Raw genomic sequence first — 23388 nt, 5'->3', positions numbered from 1 at the left:
GTGCACTTCAGTTCCTACGTTGTTCCCACCGAACCACACGGGCGAAAGGGTGCATCCACGTGGAAACCAAGGAGTACTCGCAGCAGGAGCCGGCCGCACAGCCGGTCGCGTACTGGACCGGAATGGCCTACGAGCAGGTCATCGGATTCATCCGGCGCCAGCAGGCCGCGCTCGGGTTCACCCAGCCGCAGTTCTGGATCCTGCGGCACCTGTCGAAGGACGACCTCTCGGCGGACGGGCGCGGCATGACCGCCGCGGAGCTGGCCGAGGCCATGCAGACGTACCTGCGCACCGAGGACGACATCCCGGCGGAGGCCGCGACGCTGCTGGAGCGGGGCTGGGTCACCCGGGACGGCGACGGCAGGCTGTGGATCACGGAGGAGGGCGACGCGGCCCGCGCCCGCCTCAAGACGCACGCCCCCGCCTGGCGCGACCGGATCCACGAGGGCATCGACGACGCGGACTACGTCACCACCCTGCGCGTCCTCCAGCGCATGATGCGCAACGTGAGCGGCGAACCGGCGTGACCCCTCCCGGGGGCGGGGCCTGCGGCCGCGGGGGTCCCGGACCCGGGTCGCTCAGCCTTGCGGCTCCCGGTACCGGCCGCCCACCGTCAGGCCACGGTCCGCGCGGGGCGGCGGCGCTGTGACCGGCCGTAGAGCAGGAAGCCCGCGAAGGCCGCCAGCGAGACGAGCGCGCCCGCCAGGGTCGCGCCGCGGAACCACGGCGCCTCCACGTCCATGACCCGCTGCCCGGCGTGCGCCGCGCTGCCCCCGCCCGCGACGACGCTCAGTGTCCACAGGTTGGGGAGGGCGAGCACGACGGCGAGGGCGAGCCAGCCGGCCGTGGCCTTCCAGGAGCGCCGCTTGCGCAGCCCGATCCACGCCACGAGCAGGGGCAGCAGGGTGCAGGCGAGGCCGAGCGCCAGCCCGAGCACCAGGCCGGTGCCCAGCCGGCCGTCCACCGCGTCGCCCACCCGCTGGGACCACCACCGCGGAATCGTCGCCGCGAGCACGAAGTACGCCACGACGAGCACGGCCAGCGCCGCGCCGCCGAGCAGCAGCCGCTTGCGCGGGTCGGGATCCGCCCCCGCCTCCCGCGTCCGTTTGGTCCGCATGATCCGATGCTGGCACCGGAGCGACCTCGCCGCAGCGCGAGGACCGCCCCGAACGGGCGAAGGTGTGGTGCGGAACGCACGGATGTCCGCATATTTTGGCTTTCGTGCCGTTTTCGGTGACGCGGCGACAGCGCCACGTCACCGGTTTCTCTCCAGGAAGGCCGCCATGAAGCGCTACCCCCTGATCGCCGCGCTGTGCGTCACCACGGTGTTCGGTCTCGCCGCGTGCTCCGACGACAGCTCCCCCTCCGAGGAGGCCACCCAGGCCGCGGCCGAGCTGTGTACCAACCTCAACGAGCTCAAGGCAGACAACGCCAAGCTGAAGGCGCTGAACCCGGCCTCCGCGACCAAGGACCAGATGCAGGACGCCTACGACGCCGTCCAGGACGACTGGGCGGACGTCAAGGAGAACCTGGGCAACCTGCGCGAGGCGGAGCGGGCCGCGGTGCAGTCGGCCGCCGACGACCTCAAGAACGCCTACGAGGACCTGCCGGGCGACACGACCGGCAAGGACGCGCTCACGCAGCTCCAGCCGCAGATCCAGAAGCTCGACGAGAGCGCCACGGCCGCCGCCACCAGCCTCCGGTGCTGACCCCGCCCGCGGCGGGCGACGCTTGACGACTGCTTAGTGCTGTGCGGCCGCCCGCCCCGGAGGCAGCAGTTCGGTGATGACGAAGGCGGCCACGGCCGTCAGGATCACCACGGGCATCATCGCGGAGCTGCCGAGCAACAGGACCACCAGCACGACACTGCTCACCGGCAGCCGCAGCGTGATGGCCGAGGCGGCGGCCATGCCCGCCGCCATCGCGGGTACGACGCCCAGCCCCGGCAGGGGCGCCAGCAGCACGCCCGCCGCGGCGCCGAGGAAGAGCGAGGGGAACACCGGGCCGCCGCGCAGGCTGCCTAGGCAGAGTGCGTAGGCGGCGCCCTTGAACAGCAGGACGGCGAGCAGGGCGCCCACGCCCCACGCGTGCGGGTCGCCGGCCAGCTCGGCGAGCGTGGCCTGACCGGAGGACACGACCTCGTCGGGGGAGCGGCCGGTGGCCAGCGCGTAGAGCGCGGCGCAGGCCGCCGCGCCCAGCGCGCACAGGACGGTCCGTACGAGCGGCCGCTCCGTCACGTATCCGGCGATCAGCCGGGACGCGGTCAGCAGCGGGTGCAGGACCAGGGCGAGCGCCACCGCGATGGCCAGCCCCCAGAGCACGTCCGCGCCGTCCAGGCGGGGGGCCGGTGCGGACAGCTTCAGCGACAGGTCACCGGTCGCCAGCCCCGCCCAGCGCCCGAGGCCGATGAACACCAGCGCCCCGACCCCGCTGGACAGCAGGGCCGGCAGCATGACCGCGAAGAGCTGCGGTCCGCCCACGCCCGCCACCTCGATCAGCAGCACGGCGGCGATCAGCGGGTTGCCGAAGATCGCGGAGACGGCCGCCGCGGCCCCCGCCGCACTCAGCAGCGCCGTGCTCTGCGCCGTCGCCGGCGCCTGCGCGAGGTCGCGGAACAGCACCGCCAGGCCGCCGCCCAGCGCGATCAGCGGGGCCTCAGGCCCCAGCACGGCACCGAACGGCAGACTGGCCGCAGCCGCGAGCACCACCCCGGGCAGGGCGGCCGGGGAGCCGCCCCCGCCGTGCAGCCCGGACGCGGGGATCGGTCCGCCCCCGCCGGGCAGGTGCGTGGCGACGAGGCCGACGACCGCGCCGGCGATCAGCAGCAGCGGGAACGGCCACCACCACGGCGGGCTGCTGCGGCCCATCGCCTCCGGCAGGTCGGCCCACAGCACGTGTTCCAGCTCGTGCAGCGCGACGAGGAACCAGAACGCCGCCAGCGACACCGGGATACCGATGAGGGCGCACAAGACGAGGGCCTTCAGATAGCCGGAGCTGCGGAGCAAGCCCTGCAGGACGTCCGCCTCGCGCGGCTGCGTCCCGGTGACGGGCGGATCGGATCGCGGTCGCGGCTCCGTCATGGTCCGTGTCCCTTCCGGGTTCCGGGGAGATCAACTCGTGAGCTCGTACAGGCTCCTGCTCACCAGCAGCAGCCCGACGACGAGGCAGGCGAGGATGATTGCCGGGTCCTTGTGCGCCGACAGCCACGCACGCAGGCCCGCCAGGGTCCGCCGGGCCCTGTCGGGCGCGAAGACCATGTACAGCTCCATGGCCAGCAGGCTGGAGGTGGCGAGCAGGCAGAAGGCCAGCAGGGCGACGTACGACTGCACGTGGGACAGGTCCGCCTCGACGACCGTGGCGGCGCCGGCGCCGACCATCCCCCACGGCTGCAGCAGCACGGCGAGCCCGGCCGAGGACCAGGCGCCGGCCCGGTCCGTCCGGGAGGCCGCCCGCCCGGGGCGCTCCGCGGATCCGGCCCGGGATCCGGCCGCGGCGCGGCGGGCGAGGGACCGGCGGCGGTGGTGGATGCCGTACGCGACCAGGCCGACGCCCAGGGCCAGTTTCATCGCCAGCACGGCCGTGGACGGCGTCCCCCGGTGCACGGGCGGCTCGCCGCCCGTGAGCAGCATGACGACCGCGATGACACCGATCAGGCAGCCCAGCCAGGCCAGGATGAAGGCGAGCCCGTTCCACAGGCCGCGGGGCGCGGACAGCACCAGCACGAACGCCATGACCGGCAAGGGATACAGCGTGATGACCAAGCCGATCAGCAGCAGGTCGGGCAGCATGCGTCCATCGTTGCCCGGCCTTCCGCGCGCCGCATCCCGCCGCCCGCGGCCCGGCGCCGAGGCCCCAGATCAGTGCAGGTCAGGGGCGGTGCGCGGCCAGATCAGCGGGTACGTGTCCCGCCCGGCCGCCTCGACCCACCGCAACCGGTCGCGGACGACCCCGCGCCGGTCCTCGGGGGCCTGCTCCGCCAGCCGCTCCAGCAGCGTGCGCATCCTGCGCAGTGCCATGGGCGAGCCGGCGGCGGCGAAGACGACGTCGTCGACGGCCGCCCCGACGTAGTGCTCCCAGTCCGGCACCGGGATGCTCACCCGCAGCGCGCCCGCCGCGTCGGTGAAGCGGCCGGTCGCCAGGTCCCGCCCGGCCAGCCGGGTCAGCAGGTCCTCCAGGCGGTCCAGGGACTCCACCGCGGTCGCCGGATCGTTGACGGCCGGCGACAGGGCCCGCAGCGCGATGTCGGCGAGCAGCCGGAACGCCAGCCCGGGGTCCTGGTCGAAGGTCCGCTCCAGGCCCGTCACCACGGCGCCGCGCAGGGCGGCCTCCGACAGCCCGTCACCACCCGTCACGTCGGCGAGCACCATGCCCTGCGAGACCGCAGCGCCCGGGGCGACACGGAAGGCGACCGAGCAGTCGTGCGCCTTCGCCAGGGCGACCAGTGCGGGTACGTCGACCTGCTGGAGCACGGCCGCCGGCCCCGGCCAGCGCACGGCGGTGCCCCCGTCGCCCGCCCCCGGCGCAGCACCGCCGGCCCCCGCCCGGCCGGGCTCGTACGGCCGTACGTACAGCTCGTCGTACTGCCGGTGCGCGCGGTCGGTGATCGCCCCCAGCGCGTGCGCCAGCTGGATCGAGCGGAACGCCTTCATCTGGAGGGTGCGCATGAGGGCGAGGGCGATCAGCGAGAACAGCATCGCCGCACAGGGGACGGTCACCGACACCTCGGGGTCGGCGCTGACGGCCAGCCCCGCGGTGATGCAGAAGACGAAGACCCCGACGCTGAAGGCGAACGCCCGCCAGACGATCGGCTCGTCCCGGAACAGCCCGAGGCGCGGGGTGAAGGTGGCGGCGGAGAACTGCACGACCAGGAACAGCATCGAGTAGATGATGCTGACCAGCCCGACGACCCCGAAGCCGACGCTGAACAGCGGCGTCACCACCCGCTCGGTGTCCACCTGCGGTCCTGCCGACACGTACGGCGCCAGCAGGCCCAGCCCCAGCCCGCCGACCGCGCACACCGCCTGTGCCAGCTCCCTGCGGCGTTCCCGCCCAGCCTCCTTGCCCGACCTGGCCATCCGGCTCCCTCCGCGCTGCTGGTGCCCTGCCCGTGCCCGTGCCCGTGCCCGTGCCCGTGCCCGTGCCCGTGCCGAGGATGCAACCACGAGCGGACCGGTCAGGAATGGAGAAGCGCCGGTGGCCCGGCCCAACTAGCGTGATGGGCATGGACATCAGCATTCACGCGAGCTCCCTCCCGCACGACGACCCGGAGGCCTCCCTGGCCTTCTACCGCGACATCCTCGGCTTCGAGGTCCGCAGCGACGTCGGTCACGGCAAGATGCGCTGGATCACGGTCGGCCCCGTCGACCAGCCCGGCACGTCCATCCTCCTGGCCCCGCCGGCCGCCGACCCGGGCATCACCGAGGACGAGCGCCGCACCATCACCGAGATGATGGCCAAGGGCACGTACGGCTGGATCCTGCTGGCCACCCGCGACCTCGACGGCACGTTCGAAAAGGTGCAGGCCGGAGACGCCGAGGTGGTCCAGGAGCCCACCGAGCAGCCGTACGGCGTCCGCGACTGCGCCTTCCGCGACCCCGCGGGCAACCTCATCCGCATCCAGGAACTCCGCTGAGCCGTCCGGACCGGCCGACGAAAGGGAGGTCCGCATGTGCCGTCCCGGGTGGAAGCAGGCACGCGTCGAGGCGCAGCGCCTGCACGACTTCGCGCAACTGCGCCGCGTCCGTGACCGGATCGACCGGGAGTACGCGCAGCCGCTGGACGTCGAGGCGCTCGCCCGGGCGGTGAACATGCCGCCCGCCGACCTCGCCCGCCGGTTCCGCCAGGCCTACGGCCAGTCGCCGTACGCCTATGTGACGACGCGTCGCATCGAGAGGGAGGCGGCGCTGCGGTACCCCGGCGCCCTCGTGCACGACGGCCGCCGGCCCGCCTGAGCGCAGGAACGAACGACGACCGATCGGTTTCGGAGAAGCCCTGGCCGGGGCCGTATGCCCAACATGAAACGGCCCCGGTCAAGCCCGGCAGGAGAGGAAACCGCCATGAAGGACACGCAGGCGACCGACAAGAAGTACGACGGCTTCACGGACGAGGAGCGGGGCGCGATGAAGGAGCGCGCCGGCGAACTGAAGGCGTCCTCCCGCCGCGGCTCGCGCGCCAAGGCCGACACGGAGGGCGAGGTGCTCGCGAAGATCGCCGAGATGACGGAGGCCGACCGGGTCCTCGCCGAGCGCGTCCACGCCCTCGTCAGGGCCACCGCGCCGGCCCTCACCCCGAAGCTCTGGTACGGGATGCCCGCGTACGCGCTGGACGGCAAGGTCGTCTGCTTCTTCCAGAGCGCGGAGAAGTTCAAGGCGCGCTACGCCACGCTCGGCTTCAGCGACCTCGCCCAGCTGGACGAGGGCACTCTGTGGCCCACCTCCTACGCCCTGACGACCCTGACCCCCGCCGACGAGGCCCTGATCGCGTCCCTCGTCAAGAAGGCGGTCGGCTGAGCCCCCCCGCGGGCCCGCTGTCAGAGCCTGGCGGTCTCCCACCCGGCCGCTTCGTGGAACCAGGCCGCTTTGTACACCGTTCCCAGCGGATATCCCCACGTGGGTATGGACGACGGCGGTGGGGACCCGCGCGGGATCGCGACGGCCGGGCTCACGAGAGCACCGGCCGGCGCGCACGCGGCAATTGCCAGAGTCATAACCTTACGCATGGCACTCCGATCCGAGGGAGGTTGGATCGGCGCCAACGTATTTCCCGCGGGCGTTCGAAAGGCAGCCCCATTCGAGTGAATAGCGGAGCAAAATCGTTTCGAGTTACTCCGGAGATTCGTTTCCTTCTGAATTTTCCGAGCCGAATGTGCCGTGATCAGCGGTCCCGCAGCCCCAGGTCGGACACCGGTCCGAGGTGGCCGAGCTTGTCGGGGTTGGACACGGTGTGGATCGCCCGGATCACGCCGTCGGCGATGTCGAGCTCGACGACGTTGAGCACGCGCCCGTCGGGGTCGTACGTCACGGCGCCGGGACGGCCGTTGATCCAGGCGGGCCGGAGAGTGCCGCCGAGCGTCCGGAACCGGCGGAAGCCGCCGACGAGCAGCCGTGCGACGCGCAGCGGCTCGGTGACCGACTTGCCGACCGCCCGCGCCTTGCCGCCGCCGTCCCCGTGGAACACCACGCCCGGCGCGAGCATGGCGAGCAGGGCGTCCATGTCGCCGCCCGTGCTGGCCTCGAAGAACGTGCGCGCGAGCTCCTCGCCCGCCGCTCGCCGCACCGCGGGCGGCGGGCTGTCGGCCGGCTGCTCCGCGGCGGCGATGCGCTTTCTGGAGCGGGCGAAGAGCTGCCGGCAGTTCGCCTCGGTCTTGCCGGTGATCCGTGCGATGTCCGGGTAGCCGTAGCCGAATACCTCGCGCAGCACGAACACCGCGCGCTCCACCGGGGAGAGGGCTTCCAGGAGTACGAGGAACGCCATCGACAGCGAGTCGGCCAGCTCGGCGTGTTCGGCCGGCCCCGGCCGGTCGGCGGACACGACGACCGGCTCGGGCAGCCAGTCTCCGACGTAGGTCTCCCGCCGTACCCGCGCCGACGTCAGGTGGTTGATCCCCAGCCGCGTGACCGCCGTGGTCAGGTACGCCTTCGGAGAGGCGATCTCGGTCCCCGCCCGGTGTGCCCGGGTCATGCCGAGGAACGCGTCCTGCACGATGTCCTCGGCGTCGCCCACGGACCCGGTCATCCCGTAGGCGATCGAGAACAGCAGCGGCCGGTAGCCGGCCGCCTCCGTCGCATCCGTCGTATCCGTTGCAGTCGACACGGAGTCCCTCCCCCATCGGCGTACCGCGGACTCCTGGTCAAGCCCGTTGCGCTGCCTGCCCGTTCGAATCCGCCTGAGGTCAAAGGCTATCCGTGTCACAGACGGCCGGGCTGCCCTGTCTTAGAGGGCAACAGCAGCAAACGACCAAGGAGTGCATGATGCAGGCCCGACTGAACCTCTTCGCCAGCCCGGTCGCGACCGCCTTCGGGAAGCACCTCATCGCTGCGGGCAAGGTGCTCGCCGAATCGACCCTCCCGGCCGCGACCCGGGAGCTGGTCCTGCTCCGTGTCAGCCAGATCAACGGCTGCGGCTTCTGCGTCGACATGCACAGCAAGGACGCCGCGCACGCCGGCGAGACCGCCACCCGCCTCAACCTGGTCGCGGTCTGGCGGGAGGCCGCGGTCTTCACCGACGCCGAGCGCGCCGCCCTGGAGCTGGCGGAGCAGGGCACCCGCATAGCCGACGCGGCCGGCGGAGTCCCGGACGAGGTCTGGGCGAACGCCGCCAAGCACTACGACGAGGAGCAGCTCGCCGCCCTGGTGTGCACCATCGCCCTGATCAACGCCTTCAACCGCGGGAACCTCATCGTCCAGCAGCCGGCGGGCGGCTACCAGCCCGGGCACCGCCACTGATCCGCCGCTCCCGAAGGTCGCCCGCGCCTCAGTGGCCGGAGGTGCTCCAGCGGGTCTCGCCGTCGACCAGCGTGCCGGACGCGGTCAGGCCGAGGGCGCGGGCGACGGCGGCGGACGCCGCGTGTTCCGGGTGGATATAGGCGGCCAGGGACGTCACATGACGGGCCCTCAGCCACCCGGCCATGGCCCGGGCGCCCTCGCGGGCGTAGCCCCTGCCCTGGTGTTCGACGCCTATCACCCAGGCGAGGGAGGCTTCAAGTTCGCCGCTTTCCGTCCGGTGCACGGTCGCTTGAACCGTGCCGGCCAGGCGGCCGTCGTCCGTCCGTCGCAGCATCCAGTTCAGCCAGCCCTGACTGCCGTCCGGCGACCGGCCCGAGGCCTGGCGGGCGTACCTGACCTGCAGTTCTTCGAGTGAGCTGGGCTCCCCGCCGGTCCAGGTGTGCAGCCGTGCGTCGTCGAAGACCGGGAAGGCCTCCTCCGCGTGTTCGGGGCGCAGCGGCTCCAGCGCGAGTCGAGATGACATCAAGCGGTCCGCGACCGGCCAGTGAGTTGATGGAGTCATCCGAGAACGTTAGCGGGACGCACCACCACCACATTGATCCGGTCGGACCACCGACCGCATGAGGAGGCTCCAATGTCCGTCAACACCGCAGACCTGTTCCTCGCCGACCCGCAGCTCGACGCCGAGCTCGATGCGGCGGCGCTCGAGGCGGCGCTGCCGACGCTCACCGAGAAGCTGGCCGCCCTCAAGGCGACGCTCAACCAGGACGAGCAGGCGGTCCTCAGCAGCATCGTGACCTCGTCGAGCCTGCACCTGAAGGAGCTTCAGGACATCAACGCCGAGGCGGACTACATCTTCTCGAAGCCGATCTCCGCCGCCGCCACCCCGGCGATCCGCATGGAGCTGCTGGACCTGCCGAACACCCTCGGCTTCAACGAGTGACGACGGCCTGAACCACGGAACGAGAGGATCCCGCAATGGAACAGCTGACGCTGGTGGACCGGCTGTCGCACCTGTCAACGGAGCTCACCGCAGCAGAGCGGGAGAACCTCAAGTTCCTCCTGAGCATGGCTGCGGGGGGACTCCTCAGCGGCCATGCTCAGGCCGTGCCGGAGCAGCTCCGGGACGTGGCACTGGCCACCGCCCAGCGCTCGCTGCCCCGACTGCACGGCAACGCACGGCCCCAGTTCGAAACGGGAGTGGTGTTCTGCGGCCCCGGGCCGTTCTTCTCCCCGGAGGACATCGCCGCACTCGACGACGAGTCCCGGCACTACCGCGAGCGCGCCGAGCGCTTCCACGACCACTACGTCGCCTCCGGCGCCCCGCTCGCCCGCGAGCTCGCGCTGTCGACGCAGGTCAACGACTTCCTGGTGTCCCAGGTGGGCCCCGTGCTCCCCACGTACAAGGCGAACTACCTGTACTACGACGAGCCGGGGCTCGGCATCGACCCCCACGTGGACAAGGACGAGTTCTCGCTGAACGTCCTGACCATGCTGGAGCACAGCCCGGACACCCGTCATTCCGAACTGATCCTCTACCCGCCGGAGCAGGACGCCGTCCGCGTCCACCTCGCACCGGGCGAGTCCCTCGTCTTCTTCGCCGACAGCGTCACCCACCAGCGCACCCGCACCGTCGCGGGCGAGGCGATCCGCCTGGTGTCGTTCGGCTACCGCACGATCGGGAGTCTGTGATGACTGCGACCCTCACCATGGGACAGCGGCTGGCCGACCTGCACGGAACGCTGACCCCGGCGGAGCAGGCCAACCTGAAGCTGATCCTCGGCCTCTCGGCCGGACAGCTGGTCCCCGACAAGGCTCCCGGATCCGAGACGAGCCGGCGCGCGGTCTCCGAGGCGCTGGAGATCCTCTGCCCGTACGACGTCGCGGACCCGCGCGGTCTGCAGTACCGCGGCCGGCCCGACTTCCTGACGGACGAGCTGCTCGCCGCGTTCACCGCGGAGAAGGACGAGGTCGGCAAGACGGCCGTGCCCTTCGACGAGCACTACCTCGGGTGCGGCGGCACGGTCGCGGACCGCATCGCCACCAGCCCGGAACTGGCCGCGCTCGTGGCTTCCGTGGTCCCGAAGGCCGAGGCCACCGGCATCGCGAGCTACCTGTTCTACCGCGACGCCGGGCAGGGCATCATCCCGCACATCGACACGGACATCTTCTCGCTGAACGTGCTGATGATGCTGGAGCACGAGATCCCCGAGGGGGTGGAGGAGCCCTCGGCCCTCTACATGCACTACCCGGACGGCACCGAGGAGCGGCTGCAGCTGTCGCCCGGCGAGGTCGTCATCTTCCTCGCGGGCACGCAGGCCCACAGCCGGACGCCGATCGCCGAGGGCGAGCGCGTCACCATCCTGACCTTCGGGTTCATGCCCGAGGGCGCGCCTCTGGAGAATTACCGAAGGTGACTACCGTCCTGGGAATCCACTGCGGGCACGAGTCCTCGTGCTCGGTCGTCCGGGACGGCCGGCTCCTCTCCGCCGTCCAGCAGGAACGCGTGACCGGCCGCAAGTACGACGGCCAGGAGTTCCTCTCCGACCGGCTGCCGATCCTGGAGGCCCTGCGCCTGGCGGGGACGACGATCGACGAAGTCGACGTCATCGTCAGCTCCTTCCAGGCGGCCGGTCCGTCCGGGGTGGGCCTGCAGCGGCCGCTGTTCTCGTCCGCCTTCTCGGCCTTCGACCCCTTCGACCCGCGGCACCACGTCGTCTCCCACCACCTCGCGCACGCCGCCTCGTCCGTGTACCCCTCGGGGCTCTCGGCGGCCGCCGTGCTGGTGTCGGACAGTGCCGGCACGACGTCCTGGGACGGCAAGGACTTCTACGAGCCGTTCGCGGACTTCCACGCCCGCTACTACGCCGACGTGGACACGGCCGGCCGGGCGGTGTTCACCGAGATGCGGTCCGTCTACGCCTTCGCGGACGGCGAGTTCACACTGCTGGACCGGGCGTACAGCCAGCCGCACAACCAGCCCGACGTCTTCGTGCAGAGCGAGGCGAGCCTCTACGACAACGTGTCCCGCTACGTCTTCCGTGCGGAGCACGCCCACGGCCAGCTGATGGCCCTCGCCGGTCTGCCTCCGACGGGGCCGGTCCGGCTGACGGGTGCGGACATCGTCACCGAGGAGGCGCCGCCGCGGCTGAAGAACGGCTGGCAGCTGTTCGGGGGCGGGAGCGGTGCCGGCGTCGATCCGGTGGACTCGGCGGACATCGCCGCGGCCGTGCAGGACGCGTTCACCCGCCTGCTCACCCATCACGCGCAGCGCGCCGTGGACCTCGCGGGGATCCCGGACCTGTGCTGCGCGGGCGGGGTGTTCCTCAACCTGACGGCGAACAGCGCCATCGCCGCACTGCCCGGTGTGCGTGACATGTACGTGCCATCCTGCCCGCACGACGCCGGGATCTCCGTCGGGGCCGCCTTCCTCGGCTGGGCGCGCCGGCAGCCGGGACCGGCCGTGACCCGGCGGGTCCGCAACGACTTCCTGGGGCGCCCGGCGGAGCCGGTCACCCCCGCACTGGCGGCGGAGTACGGCTACGTACCCGTACCGGTCACGGCGGGCGACGAGGACACGGCCGGGACGGTGCCGGGGACGGTGTCGCACCTCGCCCGCGCCGCCGCCGGGATCATCGCCCGCGGCGCCGTCGTGGCCCGCTTCGCCGGTCGCGCCGAATTCGGCCCGCGGGCGCTGGGCAACCGGTCGCTGATCTGCCATCCGGTCGCCTGCACCGGCGCCCGGGCGAAGCTGAACCGGCTGAAGAAGAGGCAGGGCTGGCGGCCGGTCGCGCCGATCGTGCGCGCCGAGGACCTGGACACGTACTTCCACGGCCCGGCCGAATCGCCGTTCATGAACTTCAACTTCGGCGTGCGCGACGAGTACCGCGAACTGCTGGCGGAGGCGCTTCACGCGGACGGCACCGCCCGCGTGCAGACGGTCACCCCGGACTGCAACCCGGCCATCCACGAACTCCTCACCGCGATCGCCGAACTGGGCCTGCCGCCGATCCTGATCAACACCTCCCTCAACGGGCCCGGGCAGCCGATCATCGACTCGGCCGTCGACGTGCTGGAGTTCGTCCGGCACCCGGTGGTGGACTACCTGCTCGGCGACGACTACCTGATCGCCACCCCCGAGTCCGGACCGCTGCGCGTGCAGCGCGCGGAGTCGGTCGTCATGGCGACGTTCGGATCCGGTCCGACGGCCCGGTACGTACTGAGCAGCCAGACCGCGTCCAGCCCGGTCGACCGGCAGCTGTTCCTGGACCTGTTCGAGAAGGACCAGGTCCTCGCCGACGGCGGCTCCCGGCTGGTCCTGGACTGCCTGAGCGCCGGCCTGCTCGTCGAGGCCGACCGGTGACCGCGGTCCTCGAGGAGGCGCCGGAGCGGCCCGACACCGCACCGCGGCCCGACACGGCACTGCGGAACGCGCTGCCGGTCGCGAACTTCCTCTCCTTCTTCGCGATCGCCGCGGTGGAGTTCGCCGTGCCGTTCGTGGCCGTGTCCTCGCTCGGCGCGACCTCGCTCGTCATCGCCGCCCTGGGCATCTGCCGCTTCGCCCCGCAGGTGCTGCTGGCCAGGACCGCCGCGCTCGTCGTCGAGCGGTACGACCAGCGGGCGGTCATGCTCGGCTCGGAACTGCTGCGCGTCCTCGCCTTCATGCTGTCGGCGCTCGCCCTCGCGGTCGGTCCCGGGTGGGGGCTGGCCGTCTTCGGCCTGGCGAACATCGCCCTGGCCTGCGGATCCGTCCTGACGTCGGTGGCGACCCAGGTGCTGGTGCCGGCCGTCTTCCCGGACAAGGCCCTGCCCGGGATCTACGCCCGGCTGAGCATCGCGGAGTCCGCCGCCGACGGGCTCGCGCCCTTCCTGACCGGCGTGGGGCTCGGCCTGCTCGGTGTCTCGTCGACCTTCGGCGTGGCGGCCGTACTGGCCCTGTGCGCCTGCGCCCTGCTGGTACGGATGCCCCGCATCCGCGTCCCGGCCGCCGACCGGGAGGACGCGGAGGAGCACGCGGCGGAGGAGCGTCCCGGGCCGCCGGGCCGCACCACCCTCCGGCGGGGGCTGCGGCTCAACCTGGCCACGCCCCCGCTGCGGATCCTCACCGTCTGGGCGGTGGCGTACAACCTCGGCCAGTGCATCATCGAGGCCCTGCTGCTCATCGCGCTCCTGGACCAGACCCCGGTCACCGCGGCCGGCTACGGCGTCCTCAGGACCTGCGTGGTGCTCTTCGCCGTACTGGGCGCCTCCCTCGCCGAACGGCTCCCGGCCCCGCTCCGCACCGGCCTCGGCACGGCAGTCTTCGGCTGCGGCGCGGTGGCCTCGTACGCGCTGCTGGGCCTCGGCGTGTGGCTCGGGGGAGTCCCCGGGCTGGTGCTCGTCCTGGCCGGGTTCGTCATCGACGAGTTCTGCTCCGGGGTGGTGCTCGTCCGCGTCCAGACCTTCCGGGCCCGGGCCATCGCCCAGGAGGACCGGGCGATCGCGACCGCCGCCTACCGTGCGGCCAACCTGACCGCCGTCCCCGTCGGCTTCGCCCTCGGCGGCGTGGCGGGCCTCTTCCTCAGCCCGGTGAACACGCTCTTCGCGGTCGGCACACTGATGCTCCTCCCCGCAGCCCTCGTCCTCTCCCGCCCGATCCGCGAGGCCACCTAGCCGCGCTCGTCCGAGGGCAACGTGCCTGCCCCCTGGTGGCAGTTGACGTCTCAGGGCTTGTGGGCGGCCGTGGTGACGGCGGGGGCTTCCGATTCCAGGGTGACCGTCGGGGCGGGACCGGTGCCGGCGATGTTCAGGACCGCGTGGCCGCCCATGAAGCGCAGGTCGACCCGGGTGCCGTCGCCGTCGGGCAGCCGGTGGATCCGGGCCGCCGGGTAGTCCAGTCCGACGAGGGCGGTCCGCAGCGCCGCGTGGTCGGCGGGGGCGGCCTTCCGCAGGGCCTCGGTGATCCGGCGGGCGTGCAGGTCTCCGGCGCAGCGCTCCGCCTCGGTCAGCGGCACCTCCGCCACCGTGCCCGGGTGGTTCGGCTCCGCGGCGGGAACGGGCGGCGCCGGGTCGTCGAGCGGGACCGGGATCGACCCGTCGGCGTTCGGAACGCCGGGCGGCGTCTGCCCCGGGCCGTAGCGGGGCGTGACCGGCCCGGAGCCGCCCGGCAGGTCCTCGGGGCGGGGCGCCCCGCCCAGCTCGTCCTCGGGGCGGGGCGCATCGGCCGCGCCCTTGTCGGCGGAGATCGCGGGGGGGCACTCCGTCAGGAGGTGGGCCGTCAGCTCCATGAAGCGGATCTCCGCCGCGTCGGCCTCCTCGGAATCCGAGGCATCCGAGGCGTCCGAGGCGTGCGGCGCGGCGGCCGGGAGCGCCTTGGCGGCGGGGGACCGCTCGGCGTCGGCGTTCGGGACGCCGCAGGCGGTAAGAACCAGGGCGCCGAGCACGGCCGCCACCAGGGGCTTCGGGAGGGAGATCGTTCGCATGACCGCAGCTTGCCGGTGGACCGCTGTCCCGCACGTGAGTACGCGTACTCAATCCGGTCTCCGGACCGCCGATGAGTACCCCGGGCCCGGCCACCCGAGACAGTTCCTTGACCCGGGGGGAAGGCACCGCCCTATCGTCGACTGCAGATGGGGGAGGGGAGATGAGGACCGTGCGCGGCAGATCCGATGGCGCGTCAGTGCGGCGACTGCGAGAGGTAGCCGCTCTGGACGGCCCGCATTCCCGCCTGGAAGCGGCTCTTGGCCCCCAGGTGGTTCAGGAGTCCGGTGATCACGCGCCCCACCGTCCGGGTCGAGACCCCCAGGCTGTTGGCGATGGACTCGTCCGTGCGTCCTTCGGCCATCAGCCGCAGTACGGCGAGCTGTTGCCGGGTGAGGGTGCCGGGTTCGCAGGCCGGGGGCGCGGTCGGGCCGAGCGGTGTCGCCGTCTCCCACATGTGCTCGAAGAGCGTCACCAGCAGGGAGATCAGCCCCGGACTGGTGACGAGGGCCGCCGCGGCCGCCGTGTTCATGGCGTCCACGGCCACCAGGGCGCTGTGCCGGTCCACGATCGTGAGGCGGTTGGGCAGTACGGGTCTGGTCCGGACGTGCGCCCCCGCGCCGTCCAGCCAATTGGCGTACTCCCAGGCCCGGTTGTCGTGACGGATGCTGTCCAGGTAGATGGTCCGCATGACGATGCCCTGCTCGACGTTCCGCAGGTTCAGCGGGCGGGCCGCCTCGATGCTCGCCTGCGACATCGATGAGTCGGGCGCGAAGGACAGCACCTCGGAGCGGGTCCCGGCCGACAGCAGCTCGATCTGGTCGCGGATCGCATCGATGCCTTCCAGGTACCGGACCCCGGACTTGCCGGAGTCGTGCGAGGAGGGGGGCGAAGCCGCAGTCGTCGCAGGTGCCGAGCTGCGGGTTCGACGGCTCCGTCCGTGGTTACTTCCGTGTGCCTCACCGACATCGAAGTGCCTCCTTACGCCGCCCGGCGCCACATCGCAGGATGATCCCGGTTACCGAAGAGAACCTATCTGGACAGGGAGAACCTGATGATCCTGGTCACGGGCGCCGCCGGCGCTCTGGGCACGCTTGTCGCCGAGCGGCTGGCGGACCGCGGCGACACGGTCCTCGGAACTCGCGATCCCCGGCAGATCCAGGCTTCGTTGCCCGTCCGCCGCATCGACTTCGACGATCCCGCCGGTCTCTCCCAAGGTTTCGCGGGTGTGGACGTCCTGCTGATGATCTCCGCGGGCTATGGCGAGGACGACAGCGTCATGGCCCGGCACGGCGCCGCCATCGACGCCGCCGAGAAGGCGGGTGTGGGCCATGTCGTCTATACGAGCCTGACCGCCGCCGGCGATCACCTGACGTACGCCCTGCCGCACCGCTGGACCGAGCGCCGGCTCCGGGGGAGCGGCATGGACTGGACGATCCTGCGCAATGGCCTCTACGCGGAGTTGCTGGCCGGGCTCGCGGCGCCGTCGGCGGACGGGCGGATCACCGCCCCGCTCGGTGACGGCCGGCTGGCCGCCGTCGCGCGCGCGGATCTGGCCGAAGCCGCCGCACGCGTGGCAGTGGCGGCCCCCGCCCATGCGGGGCGCGTCTACGAACTCGTCGGCGAGCAGACCATCGGCGGCGCCGACCTGGCACAGGCGCACGAAGCGCATGCCACCTACGAACCGGAGACGCTCGCCCAGGCTCGCGCGCATATCGCCGCCTCCGGTGCCGAGCCGTTCCAGGTGCCGATGCTGATCGGCACCTACTCCGCCATCGCTGCCGGCTTCATGGCGCGTACCGGTGGCGACCTGCGTCAGCTCCTGGGCCGGGAACCCAGCTCCCCGCTCGCAGCGGCTGTCGCGTAGTTCCCGGCAGGGGAAACGGTCCGGCCAGCCGGACTCCACCCTCGCGGTGAGAGAGGCGACCCGGCTGGCGGACGAGGCGCCCCAGGACGCGTTGCCGGTCGCGGGTGACGGGTCGGCGCCCAATCTGACGTGCCGTGAGGGACTTTTCGCGGCGATGCGGGCTAGGCAGCCGACGTGGTCCAGCGCGCCTCGAACGGACTCCGCCAGATCGCCCGGCGCGCGATGACCCCGCGGGGCGTGTCGGGTGTGTTCGTGATGCACCCCGGTGGTGACGGCCGCCATCACGTAGGGCAGTCCCCTGGCGATGGCATATTGCACAGAAATCTTCATCGGAATGCGTTCAATTCGATTCCTCAGGCCACCCTGGGATGATTTTCTGATTCCTGTCTGTTGTAACCGGAAAATATGGTCAACCCGGTGAGGTGTAATACGAAATTCAGGCCGCTCTGCGCCCGGCGCGAATCACTGTGCACGACACGGGGTCAAGGCGGATCCACGTGCCCTGGCCGTGGCAATCTGCTTGCCAGTGCAAAGTTCTTTAAGCGGAGGTACACGGCCCGTGGGTGTCAATGCCAATCCCACCGTCAGCAGGCGCCGGCTGGGATCGGAGCTCCGTCGGCTCCGGGAGATCAGCGGCATGACGACACCGCAGGTGGCGGAGAGCCTGTTGATCTCCCAGCCCAAGATCAGTCTCATGGAGAACGGCCGCCGCCGCATCAAGCCGCGCGACGTGCGCGATCTCTGCGGGCTGTACGGAGTCCGGGACCGGCACCTCGTCGACCAGCTGATGGAGCTGGCCAGGGAATCGGGGCAGCAGGGCTGGTGGAACGCCTACGGTGACATCCCGTACGGCGCCTACATCGGCCTGGAGGCCGAGGCCGTGGCGATCCGATGCTACGAACCCCTGGTGATTCCCGGCCTGCTGCAGACCCCCGCCTACGCCCGGGCGATCATTGCAGGAACGATCCCTCAGGCCACCGCCGAGCAGGCCGCCACACACCTCCAGGTGCGGCTGCGGCGCCAGCGCCGGCTGGGCGCCCCGGTCAACCCGCTGCGCTTATGGGCCGTACTCGACGAATCGGCACTGCGGCGCGTCGTAGGCAGCCGCGAGGTCATGCGCGAGCAGCTGGAGCATCTGACCCACCTCGGAGCCCAGCCGCACATCACCGTGCAGGTCCTGCCCCACGACGTGGGGGCGCACCCCGGTGTCTCGGGACAGTTCGCGCTGCTCGAGTTCGCCGACGCCGCCGACGTGAGCGTGGTGTATTTGGAAAGGTTCACCAGCGATCTTTATCTGGAGAAACGATCCGACGTCAGGATCTACAGCGATATGTATGCCCACCTGCAGGCCCAGGCGCTGAGCCCGGACAGTGCCCATCATTTCATCAACGAATCCATCAAGGCGTACGTCGCCATGGAATTCTGGCGAGACGCCCGCACGCCGTCCCCGCCGGCCCCGCCGAACCCGTGAGCGCCGTGCGGTAGGCATCCTGACATCGAGGACCGAGCCCCTGGACGACGTGTCCAGGGGCTCGGCTTCGGGTCCTGTCGAGACCGATCGGTCAGAGGCGTGATGCCCTCACGCCTGCCATGTCCCGACTAGTCCTGCCGAGTCGCTGTACGTCGGCGGGTCCTCTTCATCGCGAAGAGGGCCGAGCCTCCGACGAATGCCAGCACGACCGCGGACGCGGCCATGATGCCGGTCACGCTGCTCGTGCCGGTAGCGGCGAGGTCGGGCGAAGCCGCCTTCGGCTGCTGGCCGGTGGCGGCGCTCACGTGGGCGAAGTTGACGCTCTTGGCCGTGCGGCCGGGAAGCGCGTGGCCCAGAGCATCGTCGAGGCCGTCCGGCAGGTAGTCGGCCCACGGCGGCTTGCCCTGGTCGTGGTCGTCTTGACCGTGGCCGGGCTGGCCGTGGCCGTGGTCGTGGCCGTGGTCGTGGTCGTCGCGACCGTGTTCGCCCTCGTCGCCCTCGTGGTGGCCGTGGTGGCCGTGGTCGTGTTCGCCCGAGTCGCCCTTGTCGCCCTTGTCGCCGCGCGGTCCCTTGTCGCCGCGCGGTCCCTTGGGTCCGGCGGGTCCGGCGGGTCCGGCGGGTCCGGCGGGTCCGGCGGGTCCAGCGGGGCCGGCGGGTCCGGCAGGTCCGGCAGGTCCGGCAGAACCAGTGGGTCCGGCAGGTCCGGCAGGTCCGGCGGGTCCGGCGGGTCCGGCAGGTCCGGCAGAACCGGTGGGTCCGGCGGGTCCGGCGGGGCCGGCAGGTCCGGCAGAACCGGTGGGTCCGGCAGGTCCGGCGGGGCCGGCAGAACCGGTGGGTCCGGCGGGTCCGGCGGGGCCGGCGGGTCCGGCAGAACCGGTCGGTCCGGGTGCACCGGTCGGTCCGGGTGCACCGGTCGGTCCGGGGGCGCCAGGGCTACCGGTCGGGCCAGGCGAGCCGGGGGGGCCGGGTTCGCCCGTCGGGCCGGGGGATCCCGTCGGGCCGGGGGATCCCGTCGGGCCCGGGGATCCCGTCGGGCCCGGGGATCCCGTCGGGCCGGGAGACCCGGTCGGCCCGGGAGGTCCGGGAGGTCCGGGCGGGCCGGCGGCGCAGACCGGCCTCGTAATGGTGTTGTTGTCCATCGTGACCGCGGCCTCACGCGCCAGGGCGCGGCCTTCGATCACGGCGCTGTTGTTCAGCGTGATGGACTGCAGGGCCAGGATGGTTCCCTTGAACTGGGTGGTCGTGCCGAGCGTGGCGGAGCTGCCCACCTGCCAGAACACGTTGCAGGCACTTGCTCCGTTGATGAAGGCCACAGAACTCGACGTAGCCGTGGTCAGGGTCGACGGGATCCGGAAGATGAAGACGGAGTTGGGGTCGTTCTGGCCGTCGAGAGTGACCGTCCCGGTGAGTTGGATGAACGACGGGGCCGTGTAGACGCCGGGCGCGAGCGTCAGCCCGCCGATCTCGGACGAAGCGAGCACCGTCCCGGGTCCCCGGCCTGCCGCGTCGTCGTAGGCGACGACGAGGTCGGACTTAGCCTGAGCGGCGGCGGCGTTGGGGGCAATGCGCGTCACCCCGTTGACGATGCCGGGCGGGAATCCGGTCACCGATGTGCCCGGGTAGAGCCCCAGGTCGCCGTTGATGACGGTGTCGTTCGTGTTGGTGACCGTCGAACCGGCCAGGACCCCGTAGCTGGCGGTGGTTCCTAGCAACACGGGGGCTTCTGCGGCGTGGGCGCGGGTCGGGACCAGGGCGGCCGCCAGGAGCGCCGCGGGGAGCAGGGCAAAGGCTCCCCGTTTGAGCAGATTGCGTTGAGGGCTCGTGTCGGGTGGAGCCGACCGGATGACATCCAATGTCATAGCAGGACCTTTCTTGTTGCTTCGGGTCTGAGACCTCCCGAAGGAGGATCCAGAGCGCCCACGACGATGGCTGCTCAGGGCCGCAGGCCCGCTACAGCGCCGGGGCGAAGGCTCACCCTGAGCGGGGCCGCAGAACGACTCCCTTCCAGAGATGTGATGCGCCATCACGCGGGAGTATTCACGCATATTTCATAGCAATAGACCACAAATCGGAAAAAAGGGTCTACATGAGTGACGCAACGTCAGGAACCCGTGTGTCTTGCACGTACATGCGAATCTGTTGTGTCGTCAAAGTGGAGAGCATCGGCGTCCCCCGCCGCCGCATCGCTGAACCGGCGGACATCACGTGGGTGACCGCGGTCCGCCGAACGGATCCGGAGTCCGGAGTCCGGCACGGAGGGTAAGCGCTGGTGGGCTGCACTCCATGACGGCGGCGCGGCCCGTGGGAGGTGTGGCGCAAATGCCGTACCTGCCGGGTGGGCGGACTGCCGTGAGGTGTGGTCCGGAGGGTGTTGCGGTACTTCTGTCCGGGGGGCGGGGGACGTCCTCAGGGGGCGGCGTCTCTGCGGCGGGCGCGACCTGCTCGTCGCGCCCGTACGGCCCCTCTCTCCGGCGCTGGTGCCGCTGCTGATCGTCGCGTCCGCGGTCGATCCGCGAGCGGGCGGGGGTTCGCGCAGTGGAGGGGAGGTGGACTCGGCGTATCGACGGCCGACGCTGAAGTTCTCGACTGGGCCTGTGAACGACCCGGTTGCTGCGACGTCGCCTACGAGATGTCGTGCTCCGCCACGGCAGCGACACCACCGTATGGGTCAACGGCGGAGCCCTCGAGGCCGACCCCGACCCCCCAGGCCCGGGCGCGCTGGCACGTCCACCTTCCGGCTGATCAAGGGATGTCGAATCTCTCAACTACTCGCCGGTGAGGCGGCCCGGTTCACGGTCGCCGGAGCGCTTGAACCGGCGACGCACGTCGGCGGTGACACCTTCGACTACGTCGTAGACCGCGACACCATGCAGCTCTCCGTCACCGATGCCATGGGCCACGACGCGGAAGCCGAGCTACTCGCCACCCTCGCAGTGGGCGCCCTTCGCAGGGCCAGGCGTGCCGGCGCCGAGCTGGGAAGTACAAGCCTTGGAGGCCAACCGGGCCGTCATCGACCACGGCAGGCGGGGCTTCGTCGCTGGGCAGCTGCTGCGCTTCAGCCTGCTCGACGGGACACTCAGTTCGTCAACGCGGGGCATCCTTGGCCGCTGCTCCTGAGACAGGAGAGGGTTGAGGAGGTGGTTCCCGAGGTGGATCTCCCCTTCGGTATCCACCTTCTTGACTTCCGCTCCCCGCCCTAAAGGGCGGGGATTCCTACCACGGTCGGCTGACCGTCTCGGTGGGTTCCTGCTTCAACGCGCTGCGCCGGTACGAGTACCGGTCTTACCTGCGCTCCACAGGCTGACACCGCCAGTCCGGCGGCCTTGGCGACGTTGACCGCCGCGTTGATGTCCCGGTCAAGGACGGCTCCGCATGCCCCGCACTCCCAGACGCGGATGTGCAGGGGCTTGGGGCCGTCCGTAGCCCCTACCGGGTGCAGCGGCTGGACTTGCAAGTGGGTGACCGCCTCGCGATGCTCACCGACGGCATGCTTGAACGCCGTGCAGTAGAGGTCGACCTGCCCTCCCTGATCGTGCGCACGGGCGATCTCCACCCCCCGGGGCCTCCCGCGCTCTGGTCGCGGAAATTCTTCACGCCCACGGCGGCCGTCTCCAGGACGACGCGACGGTCGTGTGCCGGGACTGGCACGGTACCCACCACGTCACACGCAGCACTGACGCCGGGGCGGACCTGGCGGAGGCGTCCGCGCCCGAATGGCACTCTTCCGATGACCGAGGCCCGCCGATCCCGACGGGCACGCTCGGGTCAGGCCGAGGTCGGCGGCGCGGCTGATCCGGCGGCGCGGCGGTACTCGGCGTTGATGCGCTGGGCTTCTTCGAGCTGGTCCTCGAGGATGATGATGCGGCAGGCGGCCTCGATGGGGGTGCCCTGGTCGACGAGTTCCCGCGCGCGGGCGGCGATGCGCAGCTGGTAGCGGGAGTAGCGGCGGTGGCCGCCCTCGGAGCGGAGCGGGGTGATCAGGCGGGCCTCTCCGATGGCGCGGAGGAAGCCCTGGGTGGTGCCGAGCATGTCTGCCGCCCGGCCCATGGTGTAGGCGGGGTAGTCGTCGTCGTCGAGACGGCCGAACGAGTCGTCTGCTGTCATTGAACCTCTCTCATGGAACGCGTGGAGGGGCCCTGGTGCCGTACGGCACCAGGGCCCCGAAGGAACTACTACACCATCTGTCGGCCCTGATACTGCGCCGACCCTGTGTTTCCGCCGACCCGGCCGAGATGCTGCCGGGAGTGCGGGGATCGCGGTTGCTTGACCGGAGACCACCTCACTATCGATGTCCTGCGGTACCCGGGCTCAGCCTTTCGGCCCGGGCGATCCTGATGGTGCTCGGCCCCTCCGTTCTTCCCTCGGTGATCAATTTCTTACTGCTGGTGGCCTGACCTAGCGCCACTCTCCGGCAGCCAGCCCCGTCGCCCATCCTGCATCTGCTCTGGCTTGGAACCCCACTGCCGAACTTCCCGGTACGCGCGCCCGCAGCCGACGCCTTTACCGAGGTACCGCTCACTGGCTGCACTGCTGGTACTGCGAACTGCACTTACTGAACTGCCACTGCGTTAACTGCGGTACTGCTCGCGGCAGCCCCTGATCACTGCGGGCCACCCGGTCCGGTCGTCAGTCCCGTCGCCGTCCTGCAACAACCCTGGCTTCGGAACTCCACCACCGAACCGTCATGCGAACTGCAACTGCGGGTACTGCTGCCCGGCAGTTCGTCTCTGCCAGGCCCTGCTGACTCTCTGGGCTACGAGAGAAACCATAGCCACGCCACCACCCAATGTCTACTTCAGCCGTCATAGATTTTCGTGCACGCCGAGGAGAGCTAGACCTTCGCGGTCAGCCCGGACGCGCAGAGCGGTCTGCGCAGCAGGTCAGGGGCTTCGGGAGCCGTAGCCGAGCGCGTGGGGTCCCCCGGGTCTCGTCGATTGGCGGGCGCGCGCCGCGTATGCGCATCCCTGACCTGTACGGCGTATCGGTCGATTCGGCGCAGCCTGACGAGCTGCTCGTTGACGTTGCCACCGAGAAACCCCTGGGTACGCGGGAGGGGGGGGGGGGGGGGGGGGGGGGGGGGGGGGGGGGGGGGGGGGGGGGGGGGGGGGGGGGGGGGGGGGGGGGGGGGGGGGGGGAGGGGGGGGGGG

Annotated in this window: 25 protein-coding genes and 1 pseudogene; 15 read left to right on the top strand and 11 right to left on the bottom strand. The window is 71.4% G+C overall.

Annotated features, from left to right (window positions below):
* Nucleotides 1-59: 59 nt before the first annotated feature.
* The gene (locus ACZ7H1_RS32870) at nt 60-527 is read left to right on the top strand and encodes a MarR family winged helix-turn-helix transcriptional regulator (protein ID WP_470791640.1); all 468 of its coding nucleotides are present in this window, start codon (nt 60-62) and stop codon (nt 525-527) included.
* 86 nt (nt 528-613) lie between these two features.
* Here ACZ7H1_RS32870 and ACZ7H1_RS32865 read toward each other — a convergent pair whose 3' ends face one another.
* Nucleotides 614-1117, bottom strand: coding sequence for a hypothetical protein (locus ACZ7H1_RS32865; protein WP_470791638.1), 504 nt, complete (start codon nt 1115-1117; stop codon nt 614-616).
* A gap of 166 nt (nt 1118-1283) precedes the next feature.
* Here ACZ7H1_RS32865 and ACZ7H1_RS32860 point away from each other — a divergent pair, with 166 nt between their 5' ends.
* Nucleotides 1284-1709 (top strand): hypothetical protein, encoded by a 426-nt coding sequence (locus ACZ7H1_RS32860; RefSeq protein ID WP_470791636.1) that lies wholly within the window; start codon nt 1284-1286, stop codon nt 1707-1709.
* Between the two features lie 33 nt (nt 1710-1742).
* Here ACZ7H1_RS32860 and ACZ7H1_RS32855 read toward each other — a convergent pair whose 3' ends face one another.
* The 3 genes from ACZ7H1_RS32855 to ACZ7H1_RS32845 form a co-directional block, all read right to left on the bottom strand.
* Nucleotides 1743-3080 carry a chloride channel protein gene (locus ACZ7H1_RS32855; RefSeq protein ID WP_470791634.1) on the bottom strand — a complete coding sequence of 446 codons (1338 nt, stop codon included), beginning with the start codon at nt 3078-3080 and terminating at the stop codon, nt 1743-1745.
* Between the two features lie 30 nt (nt 3081-3110).
* A complete protein-coding gene (locus ACZ7H1_RS32850; protein WP_470791632.1) occupies nt 3111-3788 on the bottom strand; it encodes a GAP family protein in 678 nt (225 codons plus the stop codon).
* Between the two features lie 69 nt (nt 3789-3857).
* Nucleotides 3858-5075: a DUF2254 family protein gene (locus ACZ7H1_RS32845; RefSeq protein ID WP_470791631.1), complete on the bottom strand. Its 1218-nt coding sequence runs from the start codon at nt 5073-5075 to the stop codon at nt 3858-3860.
* A gap of 146 nt (nt 5076-5221) precedes the next feature.
* Between ACZ7H1_RS32845 and ACZ7H1_RS32840 the strand changes: the two genes are divergently transcribed.
* The 3 genes from ACZ7H1_RS32840 to ACZ7H1_RS32830 all read left to right on the top strand — a co-directional run bounded on the left by ACZ7H1_RS32840 (nt 5222) and on the right by ACZ7H1_RS32830 (nt 6509).
* Nucleotides 5222-5632 (top strand): VOC family protein, encoded by a 411-nt coding sequence (locus ACZ7H1_RS32840; protein ID WP_470791629.1) that lies wholly within the window; start codon nt 5222-5224, stop codon nt 5630-5632.
* 34 nt (nt 5633-5666) lie between these two features.
* Nucleotides 5667-5951, top strand: a complete 285-nt coding sequence (locus ACZ7H1_RS32835; protein ID WP_470791627.1) for a hypothetical protein — start codon at nt 5667-5669, stop codon at nt 5949-5951.
* A gap of 105 nt (nt 5952-6056) precedes the next feature.
* On the top strand, nt 6057-6509 hold the full coding sequence (locus tag ACZ7H1_RS32830) for an iron chaperone (protein WP_470791625.1): 453 nt from the start codon (nt 6057-6059) through the stop codon (nt 6507-6509).
* 364 nt (nt 6510-6873) lie between these two features.
* On the opposite strand, the gene sigJ is transcribed toward ACZ7H1_RS32830, so the two are convergent.
* On the bottom strand, nt 6874-7812 hold the full coding sequence (gene sigJ / locus ACZ7H1_RS32825; protein WP_470791623.1) for an RNA polymerase sigma factor SigJ: 939 nt from the start codon (nt 7810-7812) through the stop codon (nt 6874-6876).
* Nucleotides 7813-7970: 158 nt separating this feature from the next.
* Between sigJ and ACZ7H1_RS32820 the strand changes: the two genes are divergently transcribed.
* Nucleotides 7971-8444, top strand: a complete 474-nt coding sequence (locus tag ACZ7H1_RS32820) for a carboxymuconolactone decarboxylase family protein (RefSeq protein ID WP_470791695.1) — start codon at nt 7971-7973, stop codon at nt 8442-8444.
* 28 nt (nt 8445-8472) lie between these two features.
* Here ACZ7H1_RS32820 and ACZ7H1_RS32815 read toward each other — a convergent pair whose 3' ends face one another.
* Complete coding sequence (locus tag ACZ7H1_RS32815) at nt 8473-8967, bottom strand: GNAT family N-acetyltransferase (protein WP_470791621.1); 495 nt, start codon at nt 8965-8967, stop codon at nt 8473-8475.
* A 111-nt stretch (nt 8968-9078) separates the two neighbouring features.
* Between ACZ7H1_RS32815 and ACZ7H1_RS32810 the strand changes: the two genes are divergently transcribed.
* From ACZ7H1_RS32810 to ACZ7H1_RS32790, 5 genes are read left to right on the top strand one after another with little or no spacing between them, the layout of a single operon-like run.
* On the top strand, nt 9079-9387 hold the full coding sequence (locus ACZ7H1_RS32810; protein ID WP_470791619.1) for a hypothetical protein: 309 nt from the start codon (nt 9079-9081) through the stop codon (nt 9385-9387).
* A gap of 35 nt (nt 9388-9422) precedes the next feature.
* Nucleotides 9423-10136: a hypothetical protein gene (locus ACZ7H1_RS32805; RefSeq protein ID WP_470791618.1), complete on the top strand. Its 714-nt coding sequence runs from the start codon at nt 9423-9425 to the stop codon at nt 10134-10136.
* The gene (locus tag ACZ7H1_RS32800; RefSeq protein ID WP_470791616.1) at nt 10136-10861 is read left to right on the top strand and encodes a hypothetical protein; all 726 of its coding nucleotides are present in this window, start codon (nt 10136-10138) and stop codon (nt 10859-10861) included. Before ACZ7H1_RS32805 ends, ACZ7H1_RS32800 begins: the two co-directional genes overlap by 1 nt.
* On the top strand, nt 10858-12807 hold the full coding sequence (locus ACZ7H1_RS32795; RefSeq protein ID WP_470791614.1) for a carbamoyltransferase C-terminal domain-containing protein: 1950 nt from the start codon (nt 10858-10860) through the stop codon (nt 12805-12807). The genes ACZ7H1_RS32800 and ACZ7H1_RS32795 overlap by 4 nt, the downstream gene beginning before the upstream one ends.
* Nucleotides 12804-14096 carry an MFS transporter gene (locus tag ACZ7H1_RS32790; RefSeq protein WP_470791612.1) on the top strand — a complete coding sequence of 431 codons (1293 nt, stop codon included), beginning with the start codon at nt 12804-12806 and terminating at the stop codon, nt 14094-14096. Before ACZ7H1_RS32795 ends, ACZ7H1_RS32790 begins: the two co-directional genes overlap by 4 nt.
* Before the next feature lie 50 nt (nt 14097-14146).
* Here the strand turns inward: ACZ7H1_RS32790 and ACZ7H1_RS32785 are convergent, their stop codons facing one another.
* Both ACZ7H1_RS32785 and ACZ7H1_RS32780 read right to left on the bottom strand, forming a co-directional pair.
* Complete coding sequence (locus ACZ7H1_RS32785) at nt 14147-14905, bottom strand: hypothetical protein (protein WP_470791610.1); 759 nt, start codon at nt 14903-14905, stop codon at nt 14147-14149.
* A gap of 194 nt (nt 14906-15099) precedes the next feature.
* Nucleotides 15100-15660 (bottom strand): helix-turn-helix transcriptional regulator, encoded by a 561-nt coding sequence (locus ACZ7H1_RS32780; protein ID WP_470791608.1) that lies wholly within the window; start codon nt 15658-15660, stop codon nt 15100-15102.
* Nucleotides 15661-15957: 297 nt separating this feature from the next.
* Here ACZ7H1_RS32780 and ACZ7H1_RS32775 point away from each other — a divergent pair, with 297 nt between their 5' ends.
* Both ACZ7H1_RS32775 and ACZ7H1_RS32770 read left to right on the top strand, forming a co-directional pair.
* Complete coding sequence (locus ACZ7H1_RS32775; RefSeq protein ID WP_470791606.1) at nt 15958-16770, top strand: NAD(P)H-binding protein; 813 nt, start codon at nt 15958-15960, stop codon at nt 16768-16770.
* A 559-nt stretch (nt 16771-17329) separates the two neighbouring features.
* The gene (locus ACZ7H1_RS32770; protein WP_470791604.1) at nt 17330-18241 is read left to right on the top strand and encodes a helix-turn-helix domain-containing protein; all 912 of its coding nucleotides are present in this window, start codon (nt 17330-17332) and stop codon (nt 18239-18241) included.
* 128 nt (nt 18242-18369) lie between these two features.
* Here ACZ7H1_RS32770 and ACZ7H1_RS32765 read toward each other — a convergent pair whose 3' ends face one another.
* Complete coding sequence (locus ACZ7H1_RS32765; RefSeq protein WP_470791602.1) at nt 18370-20100, bottom strand: ice-binding family protein; 1731 nt, start codon at nt 20098-20100, stop codon at nt 18370-18372.
* Between the two features lie 804 nt (nt 20101-20904).
* Between ACZ7H1_RS32765 and ACZ7H1_RS32760 the strand changes: the two genes are divergently transcribed.
* Nucleotides 20905-21441, top strand: coding sequence for a SpoIIE family protein phosphatase (locus ACZ7H1_RS32760; protein ID WP_470791693.1), 537 nt, complete (start codon nt 20905-20907; stop codon nt 21439-21441).
* Here the strand turns inward: ACZ7H1_RS32760 and ACZ7H1_RS32755 are convergent.
* The gene (locus ACZ7H1_RS32755; protein ID WP_470791600.1) at nt 21438-21695 is read right to left on the bottom strand and encodes a zinc ribbon domain-containing protein; all 258 of its coding nucleotides are present in this window, start codon (nt 21693-21695) and stop codon (nt 21438-21440) included. The genes ACZ7H1_RS32760 and ACZ7H1_RS32755 overlap by 4 nt on opposite strands.
* On the opposite strand from ACZ7H1_RS32755, the pseudogene ACZ7H1_RS32750 reads away from it, so the two are divergent.
* Nucleotides 21666-22033 (top strand): annotated as a pseudogene (locus ACZ7H1_RS32750) (SpoIIE family protein phosphatase); the annotation flags it as partial. The gene ACZ7H1_RS32755 and the pseudogene ACZ7H1_RS32750 overlap by 30 nt on opposite strands.
* Here ACZ7H1_RS32750 and ACZ7H1_RS32745 read toward each other — a convergent pair.
* Complete coding sequence (locus tag ACZ7H1_RS32745) at nt 22007-22345, bottom strand: MerR family transcriptional regulator (protein WP_470791598.1); 339 nt, start codon at nt 22343-22345, stop codon at nt 22007-22009. The pseudogene ACZ7H1_RS32750 and the gene ACZ7H1_RS32745 sit on opposite strands and share 27 nt — an antisense overlap.
* Nucleotides 22346-23388: the final 1043 nt, after the last annotated feature.

It is taken from the genome of Streptomyces sp. NPDC037401 (genome assembly GCF_055602345.1).
Note: the sequence above shows the minus strand (reverse complement) of the source record. Positions and strands in the feature narration are given on the sequence as shown.

Coding starts and splice junctions, on each gene's coding strand:
- ACZ7H1_RS32865 (WP_470791638.1), bottom strand. CDS start 1,117: ATGCGGACCAAACGGACGCGGGAGGCGGGGGCGGATCCCGACCCGCGC.
- ACZ7H1_RS32860 (WP_470791636.1), top strand. CDS start 1,284: ATGAAGCGCTACCCCCTGATCGCCGCGCTGTGCGTCACCACGGTGTTC.
- ACZ7H1_RS32855 (WP_470791634.1), bottom strand. CDS start 3,080: ATGACGGAGCCGCGACCGCGATCCGATCCGCCCGTCACCGGGACGCAG.
- ACZ7H1_RS32850 (WP_470791632.1), bottom strand. CDS start 3,788: ATGCTGCCCGACCTGCTGCTGATCGGCTTGGTCATCACGCTGTATCCC.
- ACZ7H1_RS32845 (WP_470791631.1), bottom strand. CDS start 5,075: ATGGCCAGGTCGGGCAAGGAGGCTGGGCGGGAACGCCGCAGGGAGCTG.
- ACZ7H1_RS32840 (WP_470791629.1), top strand. CDS start 5,222: ATGGACATCAGCATTCACGCGAGCTCCCTCCCGCACGACGACCCGGAG.
- ACZ7H1_RS32835 (WP_470791627.1), top strand. CDS start 5,667: ATGTGCCGTCCCGGGTGGAAGCAGGCACGCGTCGAGGCGCAGCGCCTG.
- ACZ7H1_RS32830 (WP_470791625.1), top strand. CDS start 6,057: ATGAAGGACACGCAGGCGACCGACAAGAAGTACGACGGCTTCACGGAC.
- ACZ7H1_RS32820 (WP_470791695.1), top strand. CDS start 7,971: ATGCAGGCCCGACTGAACCTCTTCGCCAGCCCGGTCGCGACCGCCTTC.
- ACZ7H1_RS32815 (WP_470791621.1), bottom strand. CDS start 8,967: ATGTCATCTCGACTCGCGCTGGAGCCGCTGCGCCCCGAACACGCGGAG.
- ACZ7H1_RS32810 (WP_470791619.1), top strand. CDS start 9,079: ATGTCCGTCAACACCGCAGACCTGTTCCTCGCCGACCCGCAGCTCGAC.
- ACZ7H1_RS32805 (WP_470791618.1), top strand. CDS start 9,423: ATGGAACAGCTGACGCTGGTGGACCGGCTGTCGCACCTGTCAACGGAG.
- ACZ7H1_RS32800 (WP_470791616.1), top strand. CDS start 10,136: ATGACTGCGACCCTCACCATGGGACAGCGGCTGGCCGACCTGCACGGA.
- ACZ7H1_RS32785 (WP_470791610.1), bottom strand. CDS start 14,905: ATGCGAACGATCTCCCTCCCGAAGCCCCTGGTGGCGGCCGTGCTCGGC.
- ACZ7H1_RS32780 (WP_470791608.1), bottom strand. CDS start 15,660: ATGTCGCAGGCGAGCATCGAGGCGGCCCGCCCGCTGAACCTGCGGAAC.
- ACZ7H1_RS32775 (WP_470791606.1), top strand. CDS start 15,958: ATGATCCTGGTCACGGGCGCCGCCGGCGCTCTGGGCACGCTTGTCGCC.
- ACZ7H1_RS32765 (WP_470791602.1), bottom strand. CDS start 20,100: ATGACATTGGATGTCATCCGGTCGGCTCCACCCGACACGAGCCCTCAA.
- ACZ7H1_RS32760 (WP_470791693.1), top strand. CDS start 20,905: ATGGGTCAACGGCGGAGCCCTCGAGGCCGACCCCGACCCCCCAGGCCC.
- ACZ7H1_RS32745 (WP_470791598.1), bottom strand. CDS start 22,345: ATGACAGCAGACGACTCGTTCGGCCGTCTCGACGACGACGACTACCCC.